General features: G+C 53.8%; 25 protein-coding genes and 1 pseudogene. 14 read left to right on the plus strand and 12 right to left on the minus strand.

What is annotated here, in order from left to right; all coding sequences use genetic code 11:
* Nucleotides 1-205: 205 nt before the first annotated feature.
* From HV314_RS09190 to HV314_RS09215, 6 genes are all read right to left on the minus strand, one after another.
* On the minus strand, nt 206-445 hold the full coding sequence (locus HV314_RS09190) for a DUF2542 family protein (RefSeq protein WP_016153715.1): 240 nt from the start codon (nt 443-445) through the stop codon (nt 206-208).
* 2 nt (nt 446-447) lie between these two features.
* Nucleotides 448-1167 (minus strand): outer membrane permeability protein SanA, encoded by a 720-nt coding sequence (gene sanA / locus HV314_RS09195; protein ID WP_016153714.1) that lies wholly within the window; start codon nt 1165-1167, stop codon nt 448-450.
* A gap of 181 nt (nt 1168-1348) precedes the next feature.
* Nucleotides 1349-2233, minus strand: a complete 885-nt coding sequence (cdd, locus tag HV314_RS09200; RefSeq protein ID WP_181547887.1) for a cytidine deaminase — start codon at nt 2231-2233, stop codon at nt 1349-1351.
* A gap of 148 nt (nt 2234-2381) precedes the next feature.
* Complete coding sequence (locus tag HV314_RS09205; protein WP_016153712.1) at nt 2382-3077, minus strand: CidB/LrgB family autolysis modulator; 696 nt, start codon at nt 3075-3077, stop codon at nt 2382-2384.
* Nucleotides 3074-3472: a CidA/LrgA family protein gene (locus tag HV314_RS09210; RefSeq protein ID WP_016153711.1), complete on the minus strand. Its 399-nt coding sequence runs from the start codon at nt 3470-3472 to the stop codon at nt 3074-3076. The genes HV314_RS09205 and HV314_RS09210 overlap by 4 nt, the downstream gene beginning before the upstream one ends.
* Nucleotides 3473-3603: 131 nt before the next feature.
* Nucleotides 3604-4512, minus strand: a complete 909-nt coding sequence (locus tag HV314_RS09215) for a LysR substrate-binding domain-containing protein (RefSeq protein WP_016153710.1) — start codon at nt 4510-4512, stop codon at nt 3604-3606.
* Between the two features lie 126 nt (nt 4513-4638).
* On the opposite strand from HV314_RS09215, the gene mhbT reads away from it, so the two are divergent.
* The 6 genes from mhbT to dusC all read left to right on the plus strand — a co-directional run bounded on the left by mhbT (nt 4639) and on the right by dusC (nt 10635).
* Entirely contained in the window at nt 4639-5997 is a 1359-nt protein-coding gene (mhbT, locus tag HV314_RS09220; protein WP_181547888.1) for a 3-hydroxybenzoate transporter MhbT, read from the plus strand.
* 11 nt (nt 5998-6008) lie between these two features.
* Nucleotides 6009-7046 (plus strand): gentisate 1,2-dioxygenase, encoded by a 1038-nt coding sequence (gtdA, locus tag HV314_RS09225; RefSeq protein WP_181547889.1) that lies wholly within the window; start codon nt 6009-6011, stop codon nt 7044-7046.
* 14 nt (nt 7047-7060) lie between these two features.
* Complete coding sequence (locus tag HV314_RS09230) at nt 7061-7762, plus strand: fumarylacetoacetate hydrolase family protein (protein ID WP_181547890.1); 702 nt, start codon at nt 7061-7063, stop codon at nt 7760-7762.
* Between the two features lie 8 nt (nt 7763-7770).
* Nucleotides 7771-8415 carry a maleylacetoacetate isomerase gene (gene maiA / locus HV314_RS09235; protein WP_019077220.1) on the plus strand — a complete coding sequence of 215 codons (645 nt, stop codon included), beginning with the start codon at nt 7771-7773 and terminating at the stop codon, nt 8413-8415.
* 14 nt (nt 8416-8429) lie between these two features.
* Nucleotides 8430-9623: a 3-hydroxybenzoate 6-monooxygenase gene (locus tag HV314_RS09240; protein WP_181547891.1), complete on the plus strand. Its 1194-nt coding sequence runs from the start codon at nt 8430-8432 to the stop codon at nt 9621-9623.
* A gap of 61 nt (nt 9624-9684) precedes the next feature.
* The gene (gene dusC, locus HV314_RS09245; protein ID WP_181547892.1) at nt 9685-10635 is read left to right on the plus strand and encodes a tRNA dihydrouridine(16) synthase DusC; all 951 of its coding nucleotides are present in this window, start codon (nt 9685-9687) and stop codon (nt 10633-10635) included.
* Between the two features lie 32 nt (nt 10636-10667).
* Here dusC and HV314_RS27575 read toward each other — a convergent pair whose 3' ends face one another.
* Both HV314_RS27575 and HV314_RS09250 read right to left on the minus strand, forming a co-directional pair.
* Nucleotides 10668-10751 (minus strand): membrane protein, encoded by an 84-nt coding sequence (locus tag HV314_RS27575; protein ID WP_019077217.1) that lies wholly within the window; start codon nt 10749-10751, stop codon nt 10668-10670.
* 68 nt (nt 10752-10819) lie between these two features.
* Nucleotides 10820-11554: a class I SAM-dependent methyltransferase gene (locus HV314_RS09250; protein WP_016153703.1), complete on the minus strand. Its 735-nt coding sequence runs from the start codon at nt 11552-11554 to the stop codon at nt 10820-10822.
* 169 nt (nt 11555-11723) lie between these two features.
* On the opposite strand from HV314_RS09250, the gene mdtQ reads away from it, so the two are divergent.
* Nucleotides 11724-13163 carry a multidrug resistance outer membrane protein MdtQ gene (mdtQ, locus tag HV314_RS09255; protein ID WP_029139603.1) on the plus strand — a complete coding sequence of 480 codons (1440 nt, stop codon included), beginning with the start codon at nt 11724-11726 and terminating at the stop codon, nt 13161-13163.
* A gap of 24 nt (nt 13164-13187) precedes the next feature.
* Here the strand turns inward: mdtQ and HV314_RS09260 are convergent.
* Nucleotides 13188-13759: pseudogene (locus HV314_RS09260) on the minus strand (DedA family protein).
* A 164-nt stretch (nt 13760-13923) separates the two neighbouring features.
* Here HV314_RS09260 and HV314_RS09265 point away from each other — a divergent pair.
* Nucleotides 13924-14511, plus strand: a complete 588-nt coding sequence (locus HV314_RS09265; protein ID WP_094761991.1) for a Yip1 family protein — start codon at nt 13924-13926, stop codon at nt 14509-14511.
* 180 nt (nt 14512-14691) lie between these two features.
* Nucleotides 14692-15639: a D-alanyl-D-alanine endopeptidase gene (gene pbpG / locus HV314_RS09270; protein ID WP_016153699.1), complete on the plus strand. Its 948-nt coding sequence runs from the start codon at nt 14692-14694 to the stop codon at nt 15637-15639.
* Between the two features lie 100 nt (nt 15640-15739).
* On the opposite strand, the gene dld is transcribed toward pbpG, so the two are convergent.
* Nucleotides 15740-17449 carry a D-lactate dehydrogenase gene (dld, locus tag HV314_RS09275; protein ID WP_016153698.1) on the minus strand — a complete coding sequence of 570 codons (1710 nt, stop codon included), beginning with the start codon at nt 17447-17449 and terminating at the stop codon, nt 15740-15742.
* A 232-nt stretch (nt 17450-17681) separates the two neighbouring features.
* On the opposite strand from dld, the gene bglX reads away from it, so the two are divergent.
* The 5 genes from bglX to HV314_RS09300 all read left to right on the plus strand — a co-directional run bounded on the left by bglX (nt 17682) and on the right by HV314_RS09300 (nt 23952).
* Nucleotides 17682-19979 (plus strand): beta-glucosidase BglX, encoded by a 2298-nt coding sequence (gene bglX / locus HV314_RS09280; RefSeq protein WP_016153697.1) that lies wholly within the window; start codon nt 17682-17684, stop codon nt 19977-19979.
* A 218-nt stretch (nt 19980-20197) separates the two neighbouring features.
* Complete coding sequence (osmF, locus tag HV314_RS09285; protein ID WP_075849058.1) at nt 20198-21115, plus strand: glycine betaine ABC transporter substrate-binding protein OsmF; 918 nt, start codon at nt 20198-20200, stop codon at nt 21113-21115.
* A 15-nt stretch (nt 21116-21130) separates the two neighbouring features.
* Complete coding sequence (locus HV314_RS09290; protein WP_016153695.1) at nt 21131-22297, plus strand: ABC transporter permease; 1167 nt, start codon at nt 21131-21133, stop codon at nt 22295-22297.
* A complete protein-coding gene (locus HV314_RS09295; RefSeq protein ID WP_181547893.1) occupies nt 22290-23237 on the plus strand; it encodes an ABC transporter ATP-binding protein in 948 nt (315 codons plus the stop codon). Before HV314_RS09290 ends, HV314_RS09295 begins: the two co-directional genes overlap by 8 nt.
* Nucleotides 23221-23952, plus strand: a complete 732-nt coding sequence (locus HV314_RS09300) for an ABC transporter permease (protein WP_181547894.1) — start codon at nt 23221-23223, stop codon at nt 23950-23952. The genes HV314_RS09295 and HV314_RS09300 overlap by 17 nt, the downstream gene beginning before the upstream one ends.
* Here HV314_RS09300 and HV314_RS09305 read toward each other — a convergent pair.
* Both HV314_RS09305 and mlrA read right to left on the minus strand, forming a co-directional pair.
* Complete coding sequence (locus HV314_RS09305; protein ID WP_003027354.1) at nt 23933-24040, minus strand: protein YohO; 108 nt, start codon at nt 24038-24040, stop codon at nt 23933-23935. The two genes, HV314_RS09300 and HV314_RS09305, sit on opposite strands and share 20 nt — an antisense overlap.
* Before the next feature lie 74 nt (nt 24041-24114).
* Nucleotides 24115-24846, minus strand: a complete 732-nt coding sequence (gene mlrA, locus HV314_RS09310) for an HTH-type transcriptional regulator MlrA (protein ID WP_016153692.1) — start codon at nt 24844-24846, stop codon at nt 24115-24117.
* Nucleotides 24847-24884 lie beyond the last annotated feature (38 nt).

Below are 24884 nucleotides of genomic sequence, written 5' to 3' on the forward strand. Positions count from 1 at the left end.
TAAGGCAAACCGTTAATAACAAAATATAAAAAGTGAAGGCTATTCTTAAGGCTAAGCACTGCAGGAAGAGTATTCTGTGAAAGGATTCACAAATAGAAGATAGTCTGAGGGAAATGCTGGCGGGCAGCATTAATCCCTTACATTGAAATGGTAACTATTATCAAAATATTAGCTATTCTCAAATGCTAATATAAAGGAAAATTCTTTAGCGATAAAAGACTAAGTAAATAACCATCCCGAAGGATAAACATCCGCACCCGGCATAAACCAGCACATAAGACCAAAATTGCAGGGGCTCTTGATTGCGATAAGCGTAAACCGGTTCGCGCGCATTCTTTTTAATTTTATCTACGGCCCCAGAACGCCAGCCTTTCCATGCTTCGCGAAAACAAAATACGGGAATGAGCAGAAAGGCCAACACGACGAAAAGGGTTTGTACATCCATGCTTATTTTCCTTGTTTCTTTTGTAATTCGAGTAGTTGTTCAGGCGTGACCGCCGGATATCCCTGTGCATCGTCCGGTACCTGATGCATGGTAGGGATGGGCACCAGCGGGCCTAAAAAGCGGGGTTCACGTTTGAAAATATAGAGATCGGCCAGTGCGCCAAAGCGGGCGCCAAATTCACGTACCCGCACGGTGAGCATATCTTTTGGTGAGGGCACCGCATAGCACTGGGCCTGAATGCCCATATGCAGCGCAATAAACAAGGCGCGCTCACAGTGGAATCGCTGAGTAATAATGATGAAATCGTTGGTATCGAACACCTTGCGGGTTCGTACAATCGAATCGAGCGTCCGGAACCCAGCGTAATCAAGCACGATATCAGCGGGATCGACACCTGCGGCAATCAGATCTTTACGCATCGTCATGGGTTCGTTGTAGCTTTGCTGCGCGTTGTCGCCGCTCAGCAGCAGATAGTTTACCTTTCCACTGTTATAGGCGTTCAATGCGCCCTGAATGCGGTAGCGGTAATACTGGTTGATGACGCCGGTGCGATAGTATTTCGCCGTGCCCAGGACCACACCGACCTGGCGATAGGGTAAATCCTGCAATTCGTCGTAGATGTAGGGAGCCGTCTTCCAGCTCATCCACCTGTCGAGCCCAAGCACAGTCAAAAGCAGCAAGCCTACCAGGACTAACAGGCTGTAAAACACGCGCTTTAACATGCAGAAAACTCGTTATTTGGATGGAATTTCAATCAGGCTACTGTACCGGAAGACGTAGCGCAAGAAACAGCAATCTGATTGAGGGGATTTTCAGCAAAACGGCCCTGTTGGATGGTAGCAACAGCAAATCTGGCCGACAACCTGGAGCGATTGCAGGCCAGATAAGCGTAGCGCCAGGCAATTAACCGAGCAGCACGCGCTCAATATTATTGCAGCCCAGCGCTTTCAGGGTAGCGGAGGTCGCATCCCACTGAATCAACGGCGCATCGGCTTTTTCAGCCAGCACAGCACGCTGGATATCCGGGTAGTCATAACCGTTAAGGTTCAACAGGTTTAACGCGCCTTGCAGCGGCGGCAGGGTCGGGTTGAAGGCGGCATTTTCCGCATAGCTACCGCTAAAAATTCGACCATCTTTACATTCCAGCGCCACGCCGCTTGGGGAGTTGCTGTACGGCATATGACATCTGTTGGCGGCGGTGATAGCCGCTTGGGTCAACGCATCGCCCTGCAGCGAGAAGCCGTGATCCTGATCGTCCATCAGCAGTGTTTTAATCTCCAGATCTTTCGGTCCGAAGGCATCTGGCAGGTAATCGCGCAGCACGTGTGGCGCACGTCCCGGCAGATGAATACGTAAATCCAGTCCGCTGTTCAGTTCGTTCATAAACTGGCGACAGTGGCCGCACGGCGTGTAGTTGACGGTGATGGCGGCGAGCCCTTTTTCACCGCGCAGCCAGGCATGGCTAATGGCGCTTTGCTCGGCATGAACGGTTTGCTGCATGGTCGCCCCCAGGAACTCCATGTTCCCACCGAAGTACCAGGTGCCGCTGATGCCGCGAGAAATTGCCCCAACGTTGAAGTTGGACAGCGGAGTACGCGCGCAGGCCGCAGCCAGCGGCAGTAGAGCGAATGCCAGCGCGTCTTCGTCCAGTCCCGATTCGCGTTTCAGCAAAGAGACCTGCTCAGCAGTCAGCATGGCGGGGAAATGCGCATCCGCCAGAACAGGCGCCAGGGCTGATTGCAAGTTATCCGCGAGTTGGGCAAAAGCAGTTTGAAAACGTGGATGCATGGCGATGCCTCATAACAATGTAATGGAATCGTAGTTTACGGGCCTGTTACGGCTTTATATGTGATCCAAATCTCATTGTGTATGCAACTTATGAAACTTAAATTAAAAATGTGCAACGCATCGCAAATAATTAGCCAAAAATTGAAGGTTAACCGACCAGGGCCAGAATAATCGGGAACAGGAATGGGGCGACCAAGGAGGTGATAATGCCGCAAATAACCAGCGCCAGAGAGCTAAACGCGCCTTCCTGATAGTCCAACTCTGCACAGCGTGCGGTACCCAGGGCGTGCGAAGCGGTACCCATAGCCAGTCCACGTGCGGCTTTGGTGCGAATACGCATCGCATTGAGCAAAGTATGACCAAACACAGCCCCGAGGATACCAACAAAAATGACGCACACGGCGCTGATGGCCGGAATACCACCAATACTGCCTCCCACTGCCATAGCGATAGGCGTGGTTACCGATTTCGGCATGATTGACGCAGCAATTTGCGGCGATGCGCCCATCAACAAGGCGATTGTTGTACCTGTGACCATCGCCACAACGCTCCCCGCAAAGCAGATGGCAATAATTGATTTCCAGCGAGCGCGAATCTGGTGCAGCTGTTCGTATAACGGATAGGCCAGCGCGACCACGGCAGGTTGCAGTAAATCGTTTAGCACCTCACTGCCTTTGAAATAGTGATCGTAGGGAATTCCGGTCAGCATCAGAATGGGAATGATCACCACCATGGCGACCAGTAGCGGGTTCAATAGCGGCATTTTAAATCGTGCAGCCAGCTTACGTGCGCCAAAAAATACCGCCAGCGTAAGGGGTAACGACCACCAGATATACGACATCATTCTTTAGACCCTTTTTGCCCAACGATTTTGCGCTCACCGTGCACAATGTGAGAACTCCAGCTCACCACCAGGAAAACGACCAGCGTACTGATGGTACAGGACACCACCACCGGACCAAATTGCGCACGGAGCAGATCAAAGTACTGCATGATCCCCACGCCAATCGGGACAAACAGCAGGGCCATATAGCGAATCAGCACATAGCAGCCGGGGTTAACCCATTTTGCCGGTAACACCTGCAAAGCCAGTAAGACAAACAGAATCAGCATGCCGATAATGCTGCCCGGAATGGTGATGGGGAGTAGCGATGCAAGAAAAATACCTGCATAGAGGCAGGCATAAATCAGGACGAATGCGCGCAAATATTGCCAGATAATGTTCAGTGCTTTGCTCATAGTTGAAACCCTTGACGAGACTGATTCATCATACAATTAAACTTCAAAACGTGCTACCGATCACATCATGAATTCTAAGCATAGAAGAAATAGATATCTGGAACATCGGGCGATGGCCCTAACTGTTCACGTTAAACCTGTGCCAGGTAATACAGAAAACGATTCAGGGCGGTCGTGGGTGTTTCATTGTTGCGCCAGAACACGCCTACGCTGCCTTTTTGTTCAATCTTCGGCAGATTCAGGATAGCCAGCTGTCCCTGGGCGGCATAACGCTGCGCCAGGCGTAGAGAAAGAATAGAGATCATGTCGCTACTTTGCAGCAGGTTGGTGCTGACGTTTATCGACGCCGACTCAATGATGTTTTCCGGTAGCATGACGCCGTTATCTACCAGCGCGTTGTCAATGCTTATCCGGATGGGCGTTCCCGTCGGCCAGACAATCCAGCGCCAGTTAGCCAGATCATGCCAGGTGAGCAGGGGATATTTTGCCAGTGGATGGTCGGGGCGCGCAACGAAACAGACCGGTTCGGTATACAGCACCTGGTAATTGAGCGGCAACTGAAGCGCCCGGCCACCGACGCGTCCGACCACCACATCCACCGAACCCGCGAGCAGATCGTGCAGCAGCGGGGTCATCACCTTCTCTTCAATATTAAGATGCAAGGTCGGCAGCTCTGTGAGCAAACCCAGTATCGCCTGTGAAACGCAGTCCGTCGCCACCGGCGAGCAGCCAATCTTCAGACTCCCTACCAGACCTCCCTGCTTAAAACGGGCGATTTCATACTGTGAACGTTCCATATCATTGATCAGGCGTTGGGCATGCTGCAGTAGCAGCTTGCCGCCTTCTGAAGGGCGTAAGCCTTTGCTATGACGTTCAAAGAGTGTGATACCCATCTCATCTTCGAGCTGCGATAACCATTTTGACAACGCTGGCTGAGTGATATTCATCATTCGGGCGACGTGAGTCAAATTCCCCTGTTCGCCCAGCGCAATAAGCGTTTGCAGGTGGTGTAACTTAAGTTTCTGCGCCCAGTTAGCCATTTGCTATAACCTCCAGGTTATGCCTCTGCATGAAAAGCCATTGTACATTTCATCTCCAAAAATACAAAGTCGCAACATACCTAAAACAAAACAGACATCTACTCTACCTGCACTGAGGCATTCACTATGACTCAACAACGTGATCTACAAGCACTGATCGATTCCGCCCCCGTCGGTAAGACCCAGTGGCGCGTTATCATTTGCTGTTTTTTGGTCGTCATGCTCGACGGTTTTGATACCGCAGCTATTGGTTTTATCGCGCCCGGCATTCGCACCCACTGGCAACTGACGGCCGGAGATCTGGCGCCGCTGTTTGGCGCAGGCCTGCTGGGTCTGACCGCTGGCGCACTGCTCTGCGGTCCGCTATCGGATCGTTTTGGCCGCAAACGGGTGATTGAACTCTGCGTGGCGCTGTTCGGCGCACTGAGCCTGATTTCGGCTTTTTCCCCCGATCTGCAAACGCTGGTTTTTTTGCGCTTCCTTACCGGGTTAGGCCTGGGCGGCGCGATGCCAAATACTATCACTATGACCTCAGAATACCTGCCAGCGCGTCGGCGTGGTGCACTGGTCACCATGATGTTCTGCGGTTTTACCCTGGGCTCGGCGATGGGCGGGATTGTCAGCGCACAGCTGGTGCCGGTTATTGGCTGGCACGGCATCCTGGTGCTGGGAGGCGTGCTACCGCTGATGCTGTTTGTGGCTCTGCTGTTTGCGCTGCCGGAATCCCCGCGCTGGCAGGTTCGTCGTCAGTTGCCGCAAAACGTGATTGCCAGAACCGTCAGCGCCATCACCCGGGAACGTTATGACAATACCCAATTTTATCTCAACGAGGGCGCCGCGATTGCCAAAGGCAGCATTCGCCAGCTGTTCGTCGGGCAACAGTTGCCCATTACCCTGATGTTATGGGTGGTGTTCTTTATGAGCCTGCTGATTATTTATCTGCTCTCCAGCTGGATGCCAACGCTGCTTAACCATCGTGGAATTGACCTGCAGCATGCCTCATGGGTGACCGCTGCCTTTCAGATTGGCGGTACGCTAGGTGCGCTGGTGCTGGGAGTGCTGATGGATAAATACAATCCTTTCCGCGTGCTGGCAGTGAGCTATGCGTTGGGTGCGGTGTGTATTGTCATGATTGGCCTGAGCGAGAACGGCCTGTGGCTGATGGCGCTGGCCATTTTGGGCACCGGCATCGGCATCAGCGGTTCGCAGGTGGGCCTGAATGCCTTAACCGCCACGCTTTATCCGACGCAGAGCCGGGCCACGGGCGTCAGCTGGTCTAATGCGATTGGCCGCTGCGGCGCGATTGTCGGCTCGCTCTCCGGCGGCGTGATGATGGCGATGAATTTCTCATTCGATAACCTGTTTTTCATTATTGCCGTTCCGGCGGCCATCAGCGCGGTGATGCTTATGCTGCTGACGGTTGTTATCCGCCAGTCGGCCTCTGTCCCTGACGCGTTGTCACGCGTAGGCATCGTGAACAAATAAGGAGAATCTCTATGTCAGAACTTAATCAGGATGTTAAGAACAACCGTCAGCAGTTTTACCAGCATATTTCCGGGCAGAATCTGACCCCGCTGTGGGAGTCGCTGCACCGCCTGGTACCGCCAACGCCGAACGCACATTGTGCTCCTGCGTACTGGAACTATCAGGAGATCCGCCCGCTGCTGCTGGAAAGCGGCGATCTGATTGGCGCGAAAGAGGCGATTCGTCGCGTACTGGTGCTGGAAAACCCCATGCTGCGCGGACAGTCTTCAATCACCCCAACGCTGTACGCCGGATTGCAGTTAATCATGCCGGGCGAGGTTGCCCCGAGTCACCGGCATAATCAGTCTGCGCTGCGCTTTATTGTCGAAGGGAAAGGGGCATTTACCGCGGTGGATGGCGAGCGCACCCAAATGCATGAAGGCGATTTTATTCTGACGCCACAGTGGCGCTGGCACGACCACGGCAACCCAGGCAGTGAACCGGTGGTGTGGCTGGACGGTCTGGATCTGCCACTGGTGAATCTGCTGGGTTGCGGCTTTGCGGAAGATTACCCGGAGGATCAGCAACCAGTCACGCGCAAGGAAGGGGATTACTTACCACGCTACGCGGCCAATATGCTGCCGCTGCGTCATCAGAAGGGTAACTCATCGCCAATTTTCAACTATCGCTACGATCGCAGCCGTGAAGCGCTGCATGACCTGACCCGCATGGGCGACGCCGATGAGTGGGACGGTTACAAGATGCGTTACGTCAACCCGGTAACCGGTGGTTATCCCATGCCTTCAATGGGGACCTTTTTACAACTGTTGCCGAAGGGCTTTTCCTCGCGGATGGCGCGTACCACCGACAGCACTATCTATCACGTGGTGGAAGGAAGCGGGCAGGTCACCATCGGCACCGAGATCTTCAATTTTTCGCCAAAAGATATCTTCGTGGTGCCAACCTGGCACGGCGTGTCGTTCCAGGCCCACGAAGATGCCGTCTTATTTAGTTTTTCGGACAGACCGGTTCAGGAAGCGCTGGGGTTGTTCCGTGAAGCACGTTATTAATTTTGGAGAGAGAAATGACGCAATACGTATTCGAACCACAAGCGCCTGTTACCGTTCCGGTCGTTGGCAGTAATGAACAGTTTCCCGTGCGTCGCGTTTACTGCGTGGGCCGCAACTATGCCGCTCATGCGCGTGAAATGGGTTTTGATCCGGATCGCGAACCGCCGTTCTTCTTCTGTAAACCTGCCGATGCGGTGGTTCCGGTGGCGGCCGGTCAAACCCTCGAGCTGCCATACCCGTCGCAGACCGATAACTATCACTATGAGATAGAGCTGGTGGTGGCGATCGGTAAAAAGGGCAGCGATATACCGCTGGAAAAAGCGCACGAATATATCTGGGGCTATGCCACTGGTCTGGATATGACCCGCCGCGACAGGCAGATGGAGATGCGCCAGATGGGGCGTCCGTGGGAAATCGGCAAAGCATTTGATCTCTCAGCCCCCATCGCGCCGCTGCATAAAGCCAACGAAAGTGCGGATGTTAACAACGCGCCTATCTGGTTGCAGGTCAACGGCGACGATCATCAGCGTAGCGATATTCGCCACCTCATCTGGTCCGTTAATGAAACGATTAGCTATCTGTCCGGCTTTTTCGAACTACAGCCGGGTGATTTGATTTACACAGGCACGCCAGAGGGCGTGGGCGCAGTGGTGAAAGGAGATGTGATCACCGGCAATGTAGACGGTTTAACCCCCATCGCTGTGAAGATTGTCTGAGGTGGATGATGAAGCTGTACAGTTTCTTTAACAGCTCCGCGTCATATCGCGTACGCATTGCGCTGGCGCTGAAGGGGCTTGATTACCAGACGGTGGGTGTCAACATTCGCATCGGTCAGCAGAACGAGCTGGCCTACCGGCGGATGAACCCGGTAGGGCTTGTACCGACGCTGGTCACTGATGAGGGAGAATCACTCGGGCAGTCGCTGGCGATAACCGACTGGCTGGATGGTCACTTTCCGCAGTCGCCGCTGCTGCCAGCCGACTTCCCGACGCGCAGCCGGGTGCTGGAAATTGTTTATGCCATCGCTTGTGATATCCATCCCGTGAATAACATGCGGGTACTGCGCTACCTGAGCGAAGAGCTAAAGGTCAGTGAAGAGGATAAAAAACGCTGGTATGCGCACTGGATCCAGCAAGGGTTAAGCGCGGTTGAACAGATGCTGCGCCAGAGTCACTCGGGGACGTTCTGTGTGGGGGATGCGCCGACGCTGGCGGATTGCTGTCTGATCCCGCAGTGGGCGAACGCGTTACGTATGGGCTGTGATCTGAGCGGGTATCCGCGCTGTAAGGCGGTATATGATGCCTGTACCCAGCTTCCGGCGTTTATCGCCGCCGCGCCCGAGAATCAACAAGACAAAATTCCAGCCTGATAAGGAGAACGACAATGGCTAAAGTGACACGCGCAATTATCGTGGGTGGCGGGATTGGCGGCGCGGCGACCGCGCTGTCGCTGGCCCGTCAAGGCATTAAAGTGATGTTGCTGGAGAAAGCGCACGAGATTGGTGAGATTGGTGCGGGCATTCAGCTCGGGCCGAACGCGTTTTCTGCTCTGGACAGCCTTGGTGTGGGTGACGTCGCTCGTCAGCGCGCCGTTTTTACCGATCACATCACCATGATGGATGCGGTAAACGCGAAAGAGGTTGTACGCATTGAAACCGGGCAGGCGTTCCGCGATCACTTTGGCGGTCCTTATGCGGTTATCCATCGGGTTGATATTCATGCTTCTGTCTGGGAGGCGGCACTGGTTCATCCCAACGTTGAGTATCGCACTTCAACTAACGTGGTTGATATTCGCCAGACAGAAGATGATGTGACGGTCTTTGATGAGCACGGTAACAGCTGGACAGCGGATATTTTGGTGGGCTGTGACGGTGTGAAGTCGGTTGTGCGTCAGTCTCTGATTGGCGATGCGCCACGCGTTACCGGGCACGTGGTCTATCGCGCGGTGATTGATTGCGATGATATGCCGGAAGATTTGCGCATTAACGCGCCGGTGCTGTGGGCCGGACCGCACTGCCACCTGGTGCACTATCCACTGCGTGGCGGCAAGCAGTATAACCTGGTGGTGACCTTCCACAGTCGTCAGCAGGAGGAGTGGGGGGTAAAGGATGGCAGTAAAGAGGAAGTGCTCTCCTATTTTGCCGGTATTCATGCGCGTCCGCGTCAGATGCTGGATAAGCCGACCTCATGGCGCCGTTGGTCCACCGCTGACCGCGAACCGGTAGAGAAATGGGGGATCGACCGCATTACGCTGGTGGGTGATGCTGCGCATCCGGTGGCACAATATATGGCGCAGGGCGCCTGTATGGCGCTTGAAGATGCCGTTACTCTCGGTAAGGCGTTACAGCAGTGTGACGGCGATGCGGCTGATGCCTTTGCCTTGTATGAGTCGGTGCGTATTCCGCGTACTGCGCGCATCGTCTGGTCGACGCGCGAAATGGGACGTGTGTACCACGCCGCAGGCGTCGAGCGCCAGGTGCGTAATCTGCTGTGGAAAGGCAAATCTCAGGCGGAATTTTATCGTGGTATGGAATGGCTGTACGGCTGGAAAGAAGATAACTGCCTGTTGCCGCGCTGAGCCTCTTTAATCTCCCGAACGGAGGCGCTACCATAGCGCCTCTTTTTTTGCGGGTGACGATATGCGTGTTTTACTGGCGCCGATGGAAGGTGTGCTCGACTCACTGGTGCGCGAGCTGCTGACTGAAGTGAATGATTACGATCTGTGCATCACCGAGTTTGTGCGCGTGGTGGATCAGCTCCTGCCGGCAAAAGTATTCTATCGGCTCTGCCCGGAACTGCATAACAATAGCCGGACGCCATCCGGCACGCGGGTGCGCATACAGTTGCTGGGGCAGTATCCGCAGTGGCTGGCGGAGAACGCGGCGCGCGCGGTAGAACTGGGCTCGTTTGGTGTCGATCTGAACTGTGGCTGCCCGTCGAAGCTGGTCAACGGCAGCGGCGGTGGCGCAACGTTATTAAAAGATCCTGAACTCATCTACCGGGGCGCAAAAGCCATGCGCGAGGCGGTTCCGGATCATCTCCCCGTGACAGTGAAAGTGCGTCTGGGCTGGGACAACAGCGACAGGCAGTTTGAAATTGCTGATGCCGTTCAGCAGGCGGGCGCCAGCGAGCTGGCAGTGCATGGCCGAACCAAGGAACAGGGCTATAAGGCCGAGCATATCAACTGGCAGGCGATCGGTGAGATCCGCCAGCGGCTTACCATTCCGGTTATCGCAAATGGCGAAATCTGGGACTGGCAAAGCGCCCAGGATTGTATGGCTATCAGCGGATGCGATGCGGTGATGATTGGCCGTGGGGCATTAAATATTCCGAACCTGAGCCGTGTGGTGAAATACAACGAGCCACGTATGCCGTGGCCTGATGTCGTGATGCTATTGCAAAAATATACCCGTCTTGAAAAGCAGGGTGATACCGGGCTGTATCACGTGGCGCGGATTAAACAATGGTTAGGGTATTTGCGTAAAGAATACTCAGAAGCAACCGCGCTGTTTCAGGAAATCCGCGCATTAAACAATTCACCGGATATCGCGCGCGCGATTCAGGCCATTGATATCGCTAAATTGCATTAACACATTAATCGGCCACCGGAGTGGCCTTTGTTTCAAAAAATCATCTTAAACACGCCAGTCACCACCAATAACCCAATCAGAAAAATAACTAAAATAATCCACAGTAAGATTTTCATCAGCGTTCCTTTTTTGGTGAGTTCAGGTTAAGTATAGGAAAGCCTCTGAAAATCTTCCTGTAATGACCTTACTCCGGTTTACGTGCGCTGAGCAGAAACACCATTGGCCGCTCTTTTTCTTCATCCAGCGCCGGGTTTTCAGCAATCTGTTCAGCGGACGGTCCCCATTCATCGACACAAACGATTTCGAATCCGGCGGCTATCAGCGCATTAATCCAGGTCGCCAGCTTACGGTGCTGTTTTTTGACACCCTCCGCGAACCAGTTACTGATGCGTGTGCCTTCCTGCTGATAATGATTGACCGGCCAGGACTGTTGCCCGGTTTTATCTTTTATCCAACCCTGGTTAAGCGGTGCAGTATAAATGGGATGCTCGGCAGAGAATACCAACATGCCTCCCGGTGTTAACGACTGGTAAATCGTTACGAATAATCGCGCGATATCGCGCAAATAGTGCAGGGCAAGTGAGCTATAAACCAGGTCAAAGGAATTTGGCGACAGGGAAAGCGTTTCGAGATCTTCACGGCGATAAACGATGCCATTACCCTGCGTCATGCTGTGCGCCTGGGTTAACATCTTTTGTGAAATATCCAGTCCCACTACGCTGGCCGCCTGGTTATCGCGCGCGTAGCGGCAAAACCAGCCATATCCGCAACCCAAATCGAGGATATTTTTTCCCTGCAGAGCGGGGAGCATCGCTTGTATTGTCGGCCATTCTGGCGCACCGTCGAGCCCTTTTACTGAACGGTCCAGCGTGGCATATCCGGCAAAGAACTCGGGATCGTCATAGATATTCTGTGACATAATGTCTCCATCCATAAATTATTAAAATTAATTAATCTAAATTATTTGTTTGGTGTATATTTTTCCGATTATATATTTTTATTGCCAAAGGTGTATTGCCACGCGTAACTAAAAAAGGAAACGCGACAAGTCGTAATCTCAGCACATCTTTTCTTACCTGTGTCTCTCCATGAATCGTAATTCTGCTTTTGTCACGACGGCATTGTTGCCGCTTTTTATTTTGATGTCAGGTTGCGCGCCGATGCATGATGACCGCCAGTCTCTGTCACAGCAGACCCCCGCTGCGAATGTCGATACCACATTGCCTGCGGCGTTAAAAAATGGCTGGCCGGACAGCCAATGGTGGAAGGCATACCATGACCCCCAGCTTAATGCGCTGATTGACAGCACGTTACGAAACTCTCCTGATATGCAGGTCGCGGAACAGCGCATTCAACTGGCAGAGGCGCAGGCTAAGGCTGTGGAGGCGCAGGATGGCCCGGAGATCGATTTCTCTGCAGATGTGGAGCGTCAGAGAATGTCAGCCGAAGGGCTGATGGGACCGTTTGCCATTACCGATCCGGCCGCCGGGACGACCGGGCCGTGGTACACCAACGGCACCTTGGGTTTAACTGCTGGCTGGAATCTGGATCTGTGGGGTAAAAATCGGGCCGAAGTGACGGCACGTATTGGGGCCGTTAAGGCGCGTGAAGCCGAGCGCGAGCAAACGCGACAGGTGCTGGCGAGTGGTGTGGCTCGTCTTTACTGGGAATGGCAAACGCAGGCCGGGCTGAAAACCGTGTTGACGCAAATCGAAACCGAGCAGCAGAACGTCATTAACGTCGATCGTCAACTGTATCAAAATGGTCTTACTTCTTCGGTGGAAGGCGTTGAAACCGATATCGATTCCAGCAAAACAGAGCAGCAGCTGAACGATGTCAGCGGTAAAATGAAGGTGATTGAAGCGCGGTTGAGCGCGCTGACCAACTCGCAGTCCACAGCCCTGAAACTCCATTCGACCCCGCTGCCCGCGGTGGAAAGCCAGCTCCCGTCCCAGCTAGGTTATTCGCTGCTGGCCCGCCGACCGGATTTGCAGGCGGCGCACTGGTACATTGAGTCATCGCTGAGCAGCATTGATGCGGCGAAAGCGGCGTTTTATCCCGATGTAAATCTGATGGCATTTTTACAACAGGATGCGTTACATCTGAGCGACTTGTTTCGCCATTCCGCGCAGCAAATGGGCGTAACGGCCGGGCTGACGCTGCCTATCTTTGATAGCGGCAGGCTGAACGCGAATCTCGACATTACTCAAGCGCAAAGCAACCTGACGGTGGCGAATTATAACAAAGCCGTGGTGGATGCGGTGAATGACGTGGCGCGTGCAGCATCGCAGGTAGAAACCCTGGCGCAGAAGAATCAGCATCAGCAGCAGATTGAGCATGATGCACTGCGCGTAGTGGGTCTGGCGCAGGCGCGCTTCAATGCCGGAATTATTGCGGGCTCCCGGGTCAGTGAGGCAAAGATCCCGGCATTACGTGAACAGTGCAACGCTCTGCTTTTACAAGGGCAATGGCTGGATGCCTCAATCCAGTTGAACCGTGCGCTGGGGGGCGGCTACCACGCTTCGTAACGCACCCACCCGGTAGACATCGCGCTACCGGGCTGTACTTTTGCTGCTGCGTTTTTTTAACCACCACCGAACGCCAGGCACCAGCACAATCACCAGAGCCAGCCATATCCAGTGCTTAATATGCTGGTCGAGATTGTGTAGCCACGGCGCAATGACTTCTCCCCCCACGTAACCCAGAGTGGTAAATATCAGCGCCCACGCCAGCCCCCCAGGATATTCAACGGCAGGAAAATTTTAGGTGGCAAATGGCTTGCGCCAATCAGCAACGGGCCGATCACGCGAAAACCATACATAAAACGGGTGCCAATCACGAACAGATAAGGACGGCGCTGGATCATTTTCTGCGCCCGGCGGATTTTGTCGCGATGTTTTGAGAAACGACGCAAAATTTTTCCACCGTAACGACGCCCAAGCAGATACAGCAATTGATCGCCAATCATCCCGCCCAGGGCCACAGAGATAACCACCAGAGGAAATTTAAGTAATCCCTGATGTGCCGCCACGCCGCCCAGCAGGGTAATGGTTTCACCTTCGGCCAAACTGCCAATGACCAATGCGGCGTAACCGTAATGTGCAATAAGACTGTTTATATCCATATGTCTGGATGACCTCCCGACGTTAAGCATACACCCTGTGAATCATCGTGGGGTTTAAAAGCGCTGAATTAGCGGTTCGTCATTTTTGTTGTTGTACAAAAATTAATCCAAAGCTGAATTATACTTGAACTGTTGAGGTCCGGAGCTGACAAGAAGGGGGCGGTATGAACCATGTCTGGGGGCTGTTTTCCCATCCCGATCGTGAAATGCATGTGATCAACAGCGAAAACGAAAGCGTTTCGCATCACTATACCCACCATGTACTGCTGATGGCGGCAATCCCGGTTATTTGTGCGTTCATCGGTACCACACAAATCGGCTGGGATTTTGGCGATGGCAATATCCTGAAATTATCCCTGTTGACTGGATTTGCAATGGCGATTCTGTTTTACGGGGTGATGCTGGCGGGCGTTGCCGTCATGGGCCGGGTTATCTGGTGGATGGCGCGTAACTACCCGCAGCGTCCGTCGCTGGCGCATTGTATGGTCTTTGCCGGATATGTCGCGACGCCGCTGTTTTTAAGCGGGCTGGTCGCACTTTATCCGCTGGTCTGGCTGTGCGCATTAGTCGGGACTCTCGCGCTGTTTTACACCGGTTATTTACTTTATCTCGGTATTCCGACGTTCCTGAATATCACTCGTGAGGAAGGGTTGAGTTTTTCCAGTTCGACGCTGGCAATCGGTGTGCTGGTACTGGAGGTTCTGCTGGCTATTACGGTAATCCTGTGGGGTTACGGCTATCGGTTATTCTGACGGATAAACCTGTCTACGCTGCGTTGTTGACGTAAAAGTCAGCAACGCAGCATTTCGAGACGATTCTCCTGTGGCAGCAAACCTGCCGGATCGCTATGATGCCTGAGCTAGCTTGAGATAATACTTAATCTCTGGCGGTGTGCGTTGTGACGTGCGTGAACCATTATCAGAAATCTCATCATGCTGAAATTCCGAGTTTCATTATTAAGCCTTGCCCTGGTGCTGGCCGTTCCTTTTGCACCCCAAGCCGTGGCGAAAACGGCAACTACCGCAGCGGCTTCTCAACCTGAGATAGCGTCCGGTAGCGCGATGATCGTTGATCTGAATACCAACAAAGTTATCTATTCGAACCACCCGGACCTTGTGCGTCCGATTGCGTCGATTACCAAATTAATGACGGCGATGGTGGTGCTTGATGCACGACTGCCGCTGAATGAAAAGCTGAAAGTCGATATTAGCCAGACGCCGGAGATGAAAGGCATTTACTCTCGCGTACGACTGAACAGCGAAATCAGCCGTAAAGACATGTTACTACTGGCGCTGATGTCATCAGAAAACCGCGCGGCGGCGAGCCTGGCGCATCATTACCCGGGCGGATACAACGCGTTTATCAAAGCCATGAATGCCAAAGCGAAAGCGCTCGGCATGACTCAGACACGCTTTGTGGAACCCACTGGCTTGTCGATTCATAACGTCTCGACCGCCCGTGACTTAACCAAGCTGCTGATCGCCAGCAAACAGTACCCGCTGATCGGCCAGTTAAGTACCACGCGTGAAGATATGGCGACGTTTGCCAACCCTGCGTATACGCTGCCGTTTCGTAACACCAACCATCTGGTATACCGCGATAACTGGAATATTCAGTTAACGAAAACCGGGTTTACCAATGCGGCAGGCCACTGTCTGGTGATGCGCACGGTGATTAACAACAAACCGGTGGCGCTGGTGGTGATGGATGCCTTTGGTAAATATACTCACTTTGCCGATGCCAGCCGTTTACGTACCTGGATTGAAACGGGCAAGGTGATGCCGGTTCCGGCGGCGGCGCTGAGCTATAAAAAGCAAAAAGCTGCGCAGATGGCGGCGGCAGGTTCGGCGAAGGGCGAGCAAACCGCACAGAACGATTAAATAAGATATCTTTTCCGGCCTACGCATAGCGAATATAGCAGTAGGCCGGGCAAGCAAAGCGCCCCGGCAACATGCCCGGTAGCGCTTATCTTTTTCAGGATTACGATTCTTTCCAGAACTTCTGCTTACTCGTTTTCCCGATACCCGGATTCATACTGTTGGTGGGGTCATTCTCACGGTAAAAACGGGTCAAGGTTTCCGGTGCCTGATACAGATGCCCGACGTTATGCTCTGCCGGATACTGCGCCCCACGCTCGCGAAGGAGTTCCAGCATCTGCTCTTTGAGCGCATGCGCATCCACGCCTTTTTTCACGATGTAATCCTGATGGAAGACGTAACACATAAAGTGACCGTAATAGAGTTTGTGCACCAGTTGACTGTCGATCTCTGGAGGCAGATGCTCGTACCATTCGGTGTCGTTACGACGCAGCGCGATATCCAGCGCCAGAATATCTTCCACCTCATCCGCATGCACGGCCTGATAACGAATAGCCGCGCCAGCCGCCGCAAAGCGATGCAAGAACGCCTTGCTGCCTTCTTCCGCCGTACAGGCAAAGAAGTCGCCTTCAGCGGTTTTGAAATACTCGCTTAGCCAGTTTTGGGCTTCAGCCACGCCGCCACCGGCCATTTTTAACAGCAGGTGATGCTCGTACTTATCGCGCCAGCTTTTCATGCGCGCCGGTAAGTGGCTGGGGAACAAATGACCAAATTTCTGCATTGCTCGGTCGGTGAAGTGAGGACGGAAAATTTTCACTTTTTCCAGCATCGCATCGGTGCGACCTTTCAGGGTGAAGAAGAACGGCATTTTGTCGGTGCCGAGCTTGTCGATCATCAGAAACGTATCTTTGCCGTATTGCTCAGCGATGTCGTAAATATCGCGGTGCATATATTCACCGGCGACCGGCAGATGCTCGAATTTTGCCAGAATATGACGGCGGATCTCCGTCAGCACCTCTGGCTGGTTGGTGCCGATGTAAAAGACCTGCTGGTTTTTTTCGGCTTCGAAGGTGTCCAGACGCACGGCAAAGACCGCGAGCTTGCCTGCACAACCGGACGATTCAAACAAGCGATCCGGGTCGGCGTTATAGCGTGCGGGCGTGTCCGCGTCGATATCTCTGACGCGGGTAACGTAGTCATGATCGTGCGCGTGACGCCCGTCGTGGCGAACATCGTCATCTCTAATACGCTCGTCATCCAGTTTGCTCAGGATCTGCTCCGGGGTCTGGCCCAGCTCGATACCCAGATGGTTAACCAGCTGTAATTTTCCCTGTTCATCAATACGCGCAAACAGCGACATCTCCGTGTATGCCGGGCCGCGCTGTACCAGCGAGCCGCCGGAGTTGTTGCAAATGCCACCGATAACCGAAGCGCCGATACAGGAAGATCCGATTACCGAATGCGGCTCACGGCCAAACGGTTTGAGCGCTTTTTCCAGCGAATAGAGCGTGGTTCCTGGATAGGCCAGCACCTGTTCACCTTTGCCGATGACGTGCAGCTTATCAAGACGCAGGGTGCTGATAATGACAATCTCGCGGTCGTAATCATTACCGCTCGGCGTAGACCCTTCGGTCAGGCCGGTGTTAGCGGCCTGCATCAGGATAATTTTATCCGCGGCGACGCAGGCGCTCAAAACGCGCCACAGTTCTAAAAGCGACCCGGGGAACACGACGGCAAGCGCATCGCCCTGGCCGGAGCGGAATCCCTTGCGATAGCGGGCGGTTTTAGCAGGTTCTGTCAGCAGGTGTGAATGACCCACCAGACGGGTCAGTTCATTCAGGAAAGCTTTATTATCTGTTGTAATGGAAGACATTCTCCACTCCTTGTGGTGGGACTCAATATCAGGAACAAGCATAGCGCTTTGTATGACAATACGCTTTCTCATTCATATTGTCTCTGGTTCGTCTTTTACTGATTCGCGCTGGTTTCGAAAATTAGGAGAATAACCTTAGCTTTCTTTATCGCTCCCGTTTAGTCTTACGGCAAACTGCGGTTTTTGTTATATTTTCGCTGCCTCGTCGGGAAAAAATAAAGAGAGAATCAACATGAAATGGCTATGTTCTGTAGGTGTCGCGGTGAGTCTGGCATTGCAACCAGCGTTGGCGGACACTCTGTTTGGTAACCATCCACTGACGCCAGAGGCGCGGGATGCCTTCGTTACCGATTTACTCAAGCAGATGACCGTAGATGAGAAGATTGGGCAACTGCGTTTGATAAGCGTCGGGCCTGATAACCCGAAAGAAGCCATCCGCGAGATGATCAAAGACGGGCAGGTTGGGGCAATTTTTAACACCGTCACGCGCCAGGATATCCGCAAAATGCAGGATCAGGTGATGGATCTCAGCCGCCTGAAAATCCCTCTCTTTTTTGCCTACGACGTATTGCACGGTCAGCGTACCGTATTCCCGATAAGTCTCGGTCTGGCATCCTCCTTTAATCTCGATGCGGTCAGAACCGTTGGTCGAGTGTCTGCGTATGAAGCCGCCGATGATGGTCTGAATATGACCTGGGCGCCGATGGTCGATGTCTCGCGCGATCCGCGCTGGGGCCGCGCCTCGGAAGGGTTTGGCGAAGATACGTATTTGACCGCCACGATGGGCAAAACCATGGTGGAAGCGATGCAGGGTAAAAGCCCGGCCGATCGCTATTCGGTGATGACCAGCGTCAAGCACTATGCCGCCTATGGCGCGGTTGAAGGCGGCAAGGAATACAACACTGTCGATATGAGCCCGCAGCGTTTGTTCAACGACTATATGCCACCGTACAAAGCCGGACTGGACGCCGGTAGCGGTGCGGTGATGGTGGGGCTTAATTCGCTGAACGGTACGCCGGCGACTTCGGATGCATGGCTGTTAAAAGACGTCCTGCGCGATGAGTGGGGCTTTAAGGGCATTACCGTTTCCGATCACGGCGCGATTAAGGAACTGATTAAGCACGGCACTGCCGCCGATCCTGAAGATGCGGTGCGTGTGGCGATCAAGTCCGGCATCAACATGAGCATGAGTGATGAGTATTACAGCAAATACCTGCCGGGGTTGATTAAGTCAGGTAAGGTGACGATGGCGGAGCTGGACGACGCTGCGCGTCATGTGCTGAACGTGAAATATGATATGGGGCTGTTTAACGATCCGTACAGCCATCTGGGGGCTAAAGAATCTGACCCGCAGGACACCAACGCGGAAAGCCGTTTGCACCGCAAAGAGGCGCGTGAAGTGGCGCGTGAAAGCCTGGTGCTGCTGAAAAACCGTCTGGAAACATTGCCGCTGAAAAAATCCGCCACCGTAGCGGTTGTCGGTCCGCTGGCCGACAGCAAGCGTGATGTGATGGGCAGTTGGTCTGCTGCCGGGGTTGCCGATCAGTCGGTAACGGTGCTGACGGGGATTAAAAATGCCATCGGCGAGCAGGGCAAAGTGGTATACGCCAAAGGGGCGAACATCACCAACGACAAAGGCATTGTCGACTTCCTCAACCAGTATGAAGAGGCGGTGAAGGTTGACCCGCGTTCGCCGCAGGCGATGATTGATGAAGCCGTTAACGCCGCGAAGCAGTCTGACGTAGTCGTCGCGGTAGTTGGTGAAGCGCAGGGAATGGCGCATGAAGCCTCCAGCCGCACCGATATCACCATTCCGCAGAGTCAGCGTGACCTGATTACCGCGCTGAAAGCCACGGGTAAGCCGCTGGTTCTGGTACTGATGAACGGTCGTCCGCTGGCGCTGGTTAAGGAAGATCAACAGGCCGATGCGATCCTCGAAACCTGGTTTGCCGGGACGGAAGGCGGTAACGCCATCGCCGATGTGCTGTTTGGCGATTACAACCCGTCAGGCAAGTTGCCGATGTCTTTCCCGCGCTCTGTCGGACAGATCCCGGTCTATTACAGCCATCTCAATACCGGTCGCCCGTATAATGCCGATAAGCCGAATAAGTACACGTCGCGCTACTTTGACGAAGCGAACGGTCCGTTGTATCCCTTTGGCTATGGCCTGAGCTACACCACATTCACGGTTTCTGATGTGAAACTCTCTTCTCCGACGATGAAGCGTGACGGGACCGTGACGGCCAGCGTGCAGGTGACCAACACCGGCAAACGCGAAGGTGCGACGGTGATTCAGATGTATTTGCAGGATGTTACCGCTTCAATGAGTCGTCCGGTAAAACAGCTGAAAGGTTTTGAGAAGGTGAATCTTAAGCCGGGTGAAACCCAAACCGTTAGCTTCCCAATTGATGTTGAAGCGCTGAAATTCTGGAACCAGCGTATGCAATACGATGCCGAACCGGGCAAGTTCAACGTCTTTATCGGCGTGGATTCTGCCAGAGTGAAGCAGGGCGAATTTGAACTGCTGTAATTGATATCATGCCTGATAGCGTGACGCTTATCAGGCCTGCGAAATCGTACCATCCGGTAAACTCACTTTGGGTTTGCCGGATTTTTTTTATTGTGTTATCGCCTTACCGCGAGTAACTCTCAGTGTTACTACCCAATTGCCAGGTTAAGGCTTGATTTTTCGACTATGCTTTTTCCTCAAGTCTCTGAAAAGGGCCGTAAAAGAATGAGGAGTGCAGCATGATAATTTCAAAAGTTTGGGTGGGTTCGCTGGCGTTGTTAGCCGCGATCAGCTTGCCCTTACAGGCCGCGTCACCCGTCACGGTCGGTTCAAAAATAGATACCGAAGGGGCGCTGCTCGGCAACATTATTTTGCAGGTGCTCGAAAGTCACGGCGTGAAAACCGTTAATAAAGTACAGCTGGGTACCACTCCGGTGGTGCGTGGGGCAATTACCTCTGGTGAACTGGATATTTATCCGGAATATACCGGCAATGGCGCATTCTTTTTTAAAGATGAGAATGATCCTGCGTGGAAAAATGCGCAGGCCGGTTATGACAAAGTGAAAAAGCTGGACGCAGAGCAAAATAAGCTGATCTGGCTAACGCCTGCGCCCGCCAACAACACCTGGACCATTGCGGTTCGCCAGGATGTCGCGCAAAAGAATAAGCTTGAGTCCCTTGCCGATTTAGGCCGTTACCTGAAAGACGGGGGGACGTTCAAACTTGCCGCCTCTGCGGAATTTATCGAACGGGCTGACGCGCTGCCTGCCTTTGAAAAAGCCTATGATTTCAAACTGAATCAGAATCAGCTGTTGTCGCTGGCGGGGGGGGATACCGCGGTGACGATTAAAGCAGCGGCGCAGCAGACCTCTGGGGTCAATGCGGCGATGGCCTACGGTACCGACGGTCCGGTTGCGGCGCTCGGTCTGCAAACATTAAGCGATCCGCAAGGCGTGCAGCCCATTTATGCGCCAGCGCCCGTTGTGCGTGAATCGGTGCTGCAGGACTACCCGCAAATGGCAGAATGGCTACAACCAGTATTTGCCAGCTTGGATGAAAAAACGCTGCAACGGCTGAATGCCAGTATCGCCGTGGAGGGGCTGGATGCGAAAAAAGTAGCAGCAGACTACCTGAAGCAAAAAGGATGGGCGAAGTAACGGAGTTTGCAGCGGGTGGGTGTTTTGTCGAATATTTCAGTAAATCGGGTGCTGTTGCTGCTGGTGTTTCTTACCATCGCGGCGGCAGCGCTTCCTTTCATTAGCTATGCTCCCAATCGCCTGGTTTCCGGTGAAGGGCGTCAACTCTGGGATATCCAACCCGACATGGCATGGGGATTAGCGGCGGCCTGTGTGTTGCTGTTTCTTCTGTGCTTTGTACCGGGAAAATCCGGCAATATATTGACGCTTATCGTTAGCCAACTGTTGGTGATTGCGGCGCTGGTCATCGCCGGCACAACGGCAACGTATCTGGCTCAGACGGGTAGCCCGCTGGCCAGAACCAGCCTGGGCAGCGGGTTCTGGTTAGGGCTGGGACTGATGCTGCTGGCAGCCAGTGACGCCATTCGTCGCATCACCGAACGGGCGTCGTGGCGTTGGTTATTGCACGCACAAATATTCATTTTGCCGCTGGTGTTACTGCTCTCCGGTACGTTTAACGATCTTTCTCTGCTTAAAGAATATGCCAACCGCCAGGATGTCTTTAACGACGCCCTGGCGCAGCATCTGACGATTCTGTTCGCTACCGTAGTGCCCGCGCTGCTCATTGGCGTGCCGCTGGGCGTCTGGTGTACTTTTTCTGTCTCCCGTCAGGGGCCGGTATTCGCGGTACTGAACATCATCCAGACTATTCCCTCCGTCGCGCTGTTTGGCCTGTTAATTGCGCCGCTTGCCGGACTGGTGAAGCACTTTCCCTTGCTGGGTTCGCTTGGCGTAGCGGGAACCGGTCTGACGCCTGCGCTTATTGCGTTGGTGCTGTATGCGCTCTTACCGCTGGTTCGCGGCGTAGTGGCTGGATTGAATCAGGTTCCACGCGATGTACTTGAAAGCGCCAGGGCGATGGGGATGAGCGCGCGTCAGCGGTTTATCTCGGTGCAGTTTCCACTGGCGCTGCCGGTCTTCTTGCGCAGTTTGCGAGTGGTGATGGTCCAGACGGTGGGAATGGCGGTGATAGCCGCGCTGATTGGTGCAGGGGGATTTGGCGCGCTGGTCTTTCAGGGATTGCTCAGTAGCGCCGTTGATTTAGTGCTGTTGGGCGTGATCCCGGTCGTTGTGCTGGCTGTGTTGATTGATGCGCTGTTTGATTTAGGGATCGCGCTGCTAAAGGTATCGAATAATGATTGAATTTCGCCATGTCAGTAAAACCTATGGCCAGCAAAAAGCCGTCGACGACCTGAACCTGCAGTTAGGAGAGGGCAGCTTTTCGGTATTAATTGGCACGTCAGGTTCGGGCAAGTCTACCACGCTAAAGATGATCAACCGGCTGGTTGAACATGACAGCGGGCAGATCCGTTTCGCCGGGGAGGAGATCCGCAGCCTGCCGGTGCTGGAGTTACGACGGCGCATGGGGTACGCGATTCAGTCTATTGGTTTGTTTCCCCACTGGACCGTCGCGCAGAATATTGCCACCGTACCGCAGCTGCAAAAGTGGTCACGTTCACGTATTGATGACCGAACAGATGAACTTATGGCGCTGCTGGGCCTTGAGGCGAGTTTGCGTCACCGTTATCCGCATCAGCTTTCCGGCGGACAACAGCAGAGGGTTGGGGTTGCGCGAGCATTGGCGGCAGATCCGCAGGTGCTACTGATGGATGAGCCTTTTGGCGCTCTGGACCCGGTCACCCGCGGCGCGCTGCAGCAGGAGATGACGCGTATCCACCGTTTATTGGGACGTACCATTGTGCTGGTGACGCATGATATCGACGAGGCGTTGAGACTGGCGGAGCATCTGATTTTGATGGATGCGGGAAAAGTTGTGAAGCAAGGCACGTCGCTGTCGATGCTCACTGCGCCAGCGAATGATTTCGTGCAAACTTTTTTTGGCCGCAGTGAACTGGGCGTAAGGCTGTTGTCGCTGCGTACGGTAGGGGATTTTATCCGTCGCGGTGAACACTCAGACGGCGAGCCGCTGGTGGATGAGATGACGCTACGTGATGCATTGTCGGTGTTCGTGGCGCGTGGCTGCGATGTTTTGCCGGTCGTGACGCCGCAGGGGTTGCCCTGCGGGACGCTTCATTTTCGCGATTTGCTTTCGGAGACGCCGACCCGTGAAACGTCTTGCTGATCCATTGCTATGGCTTGTTGCGCTGTTTCTGATCCTGTTGGTGGGGTTGCCCCACAGTCAGGCCCTGTTTAGTTCGCTATTTCCGGCGCTGCCGCGTCCCGTGTATCAGCAGGAAAGTTTTACGGCGCTGGCGTTGAGTCATTTTGCGTTGGTTGGGATTTCAAGCCTTTTTGCCGTCATCATTGGCACCGGAGCGGGAATAGCGGTAACCCGGCCCTGGGGCGCGGAATTCAGGCCGATGGTGGAAACGATTGCCGCCGTGGGGCAGACATTTCCTCCGGTCGCCGTGCTGGCGATCGCCGTACCGGTGATGGGGTTTGGGCTTGAACCCGCGATTATCGCGCTGATTTTGTATGGCGTGTTACCAATCTTGCAGGCAACTCTGGCAGGACTCGGCGGAATTTCTCCCAGCGTGATGGATATCGCCAGCGGAATGGGCATGAGTCAGGGCCAGCGGCTGCGTAAAGTGGAGTTGCCGCTGGCGGCACCGGTTATTCTGGCGGGAATTCGCACGTCGGTGATTATTAATATCGGCACCGCTACGATCGCGTCAACCGTCGGGGCGAACACGCTGGGCACGCCGATTATCATCGGCCTGAGCGGGTTCAATACCGCCTATGTGATTCAGGGGGCACTGCTGGTCGCGCTGGCTGCGGTGATAGTTGACCGCGGGTTTGAGCGATTAGCGAGCCACCTTACCCGGCACGTAAAATGAATGTGTAGCCTGCCAGCATGACGCCGCCGATACCGCCGATGGCCATCAGCAGGAAGAGGGTAATGACACCGATTTTAGCTGCGCTCATTATGCACTCCTTATGTGAATCTAAGGATTGTACACGTTTGTTAACAGAATATTAAGAGCCGATCCTGGTTGGCTTTAAATACCGAGCGGATAAATATCGTGACCTAACGCGCGCCATTCGTTCAGTTGTTGCTGCTGAGCGGGCGTTTGGCTTTCGCCGCACCAGACCAGTAAGGTTCGCCCTTCAAACAGCTCTGGTCGCAATTGGTTTAGCGAGTGGGCGAGGACGTCAACGCGCCATCCCTGCTGGCTGGCTACCCAACCCTCCAGCCATAAGCGGGTGGTATCATGAATGTTCCAGCCGACAACCAGGGCATCTTTCCCCTGTTTCTTGCGCGCCGAGGCCAGACAAATAGCGATGTAGTTGATGAGGACACCGTCGAGGATCCCCAGTAACGCCTGCAGGATCGGCTGCTGGCATTGCAAGCGGCGGCGTAACGGAATGAACAAATGGGTGTTGAGCGTTTGTGCGGGATAATCCTGACCGCGCTCTTTGATCCACATCCTGAGGCTATGCAGATTATTACTTTGCAAATAGCTCAACAGCGTTTCTTGCTGTTCGCGCCAGCCGTTATGCACATCAATGTTCTCATTGCTGAGCAACATTTTTACCTTACTGACCTGAACGCCGTTATTTATCCAGCGTTTTATCTCACGGATCCGGTCGATATCCGCGTCGTTAAACAGGCGATGCCCGCCGTCTGTTCGCTGCGGTTTCAGTAATCCGTAACGCCTCTGCCACGCGCGTAAAGTGACAGGGTTGATATCACAAAGCAAAGCCACTTCACCTATTGTGTAAAGCGCCATCGTCGTCTCACTTATGCTCGCGAGGTCCCAGTTTTACT

The organism is Citrobacter sp. RHBSTW-00887 (assembly GCF_013728095.1).
Lineage (GTDB): Bacteria > Pseudomonadota > Gammaproteobacteria > Enterobacterales > Enterobacteriaceae > Citrobacter > Citrobacter braakii.

What these genes read in the sequence shown, in the direction of transcription:
- HV314_RS09210 (WP_016153711.1), bottom strand. Translation starts at nt 3,472, where the DNA reads ATGAGCAAAGCACTGAACATTATCTGGCAATATTTGCGCGCATTCGTC.
- HV314_RS09230 (WP_181547890.1), top strand. Translation starts at nt 7,061, where the DNA reads ATGACGCAATACGTATTCGAACCACAAGCGCCTGTTACCGTTCCGGTC.
- HV314_RS09240 (WP_181547891.1), top strand. Translation starts at nt 8,430, where the DNA reads ATGGCTAAAGTGACACGCGCAATTATCGTGGGTGGCGGGATTGGCGGC.
- HV314_RS09215 (WP_016153710.1), bottom strand. Translation starts at nt 4,512, where the DNA reads ATGGCTAACTGGGCGCAGAAACTTAAGTTACACCACCTGCAAACGCTT.
- HV314_RS27575 (WP_019077217.1), bottom strand. Translation starts at nt 10,751, where the DNA reads ATGAAAATCTTACTGTGGATTATTTTAGTTATTTTTCTGATTGGGTTA.
- HV314_RS09305 (WP_003027354.1), bottom strand. Translation starts at nt 24,040, where the DNA reads ATGAGCGCAGCTAAAATCGGTGTCATTACCCTCTTCCTGCTGATGGCC.
- HV314_RS09250 (WP_016153703.1), bottom strand. Translation starts at nt 11,554, where the DNA reads ATGTCACAGAATATCTATGACGATCCCGAGTTCTTTGCCGGATATGCC.
- mhbT (WP_181547888.1), top strand. Translation starts at nt 4,639, where the DNA reads ATGACTCAACAACGTGATCTACAAGCACTGATCGATTCCGCCCCCGTC.
- HV314_RS09265 (WP_094761991.1), top strand. Translation starts at nt 13,924, where the DNA reads ATGAACCATGTCTGGGGGCTGTTTTCCCATCCCGATCGTGAAATGCAT.
- osmF (WP_075849058.1), top strand. Translation starts at nt 20,198, where the DNA reads ATGATAATTTCAAAAGTTTGGGTGGGTTCGCTGGCGTTGTTAGCCGCG.
- mdtQ (WP_029139603.1), top strand. Translation starts at nt 11,724, where the DNA reads ATGAATCGTAATTCTGCTTTTGTCACGACGGCATTGTTGCCGCTTTTT.
- sanA (WP_016153714.1), bottom strand. Translation starts at nt 1,167, where the DNA reads ATGTTAAAGCGCGTGTTTTACAGCCTGTTAGTCCTGGTAGGCTTGCTG.
- pbpG (WP_016153699.1), top strand. Translation starts at nt 14,692, where the DNA reads ATGCTGAAATTCCGAGTTTCATTATTAAGCCTTGCCCTGGTGCTGGCC.
- dld (WP_016153698.1), bottom strand. Translation starts at nt 17,449, where the DNA reads ATGTCTTCCATTACAACAGATAATAAAGCTTTCCTGAATGAACTGACC.
- gtdA (WP_181547889.1), top strand. Translation starts at nt 6,009, where the DNA reads ATGTCAGAACTTAATCAGGATGTTAAGAACAACCGTCAGCAGTTTTAC.
- mlrA (WP_016153692.1), bottom strand. Translation starts at nt 24,846, where the DNA reads ATGGCGCTTTACACAATAGGTGAAGTGGCTTTGCTTTGTGATATCAAC.
- HV314_RS09295 (WP_181547893.1), top strand. Translation starts at nt 22,290, where the DNA reads ATGATTGAATTTCGCCATGTCAGTAAAACCTATGGCCAGCAAAAAGCC.
- HV314_RS09190 (WP_016153715.1), bottom strand. Translation starts at nt 445, where the DNA reads ATGGATGTACAAACCCTTTTCGTCGTGTTGGCCTTTCTGCTCATTCCC.
- maiA (WP_019077220.1), top strand. Translation starts at nt 7,771, where the DNA reads ATGAAGCTGTACAGTTTCTTTAACAGCTCCGCGTCATATCGCGTACGC.
- HV314_RS09205 (WP_016153712.1), bottom strand. Translation starts at nt 3,077, where the DNA reads ATGATGTCGTATATCTGGTGGTCGTTACCCCTTACGCTGGCGGTATTT.
- bglX (WP_016153697.1), top strand. Translation starts at nt 17,682, where the DNA reads ATGAAATGGCTATGTTCTGTAGGTGTCGCGGTGAGTCTGGCATTGCAA.
- cdd (WP_181547887.1), bottom strand. Translation starts at nt 2,233, where the DNA reads ATGCATCCACGTTTTCAAACTGCTTTTGCCCAACTCGCGGATAACTTG.
- dusC (WP_181547892.1), top strand. Translation starts at nt 9,685, where the DNA reads ATGCGTGTTTTACTGGCGCCGATGGAAGGTGTGCTCGACTCACTGGTG.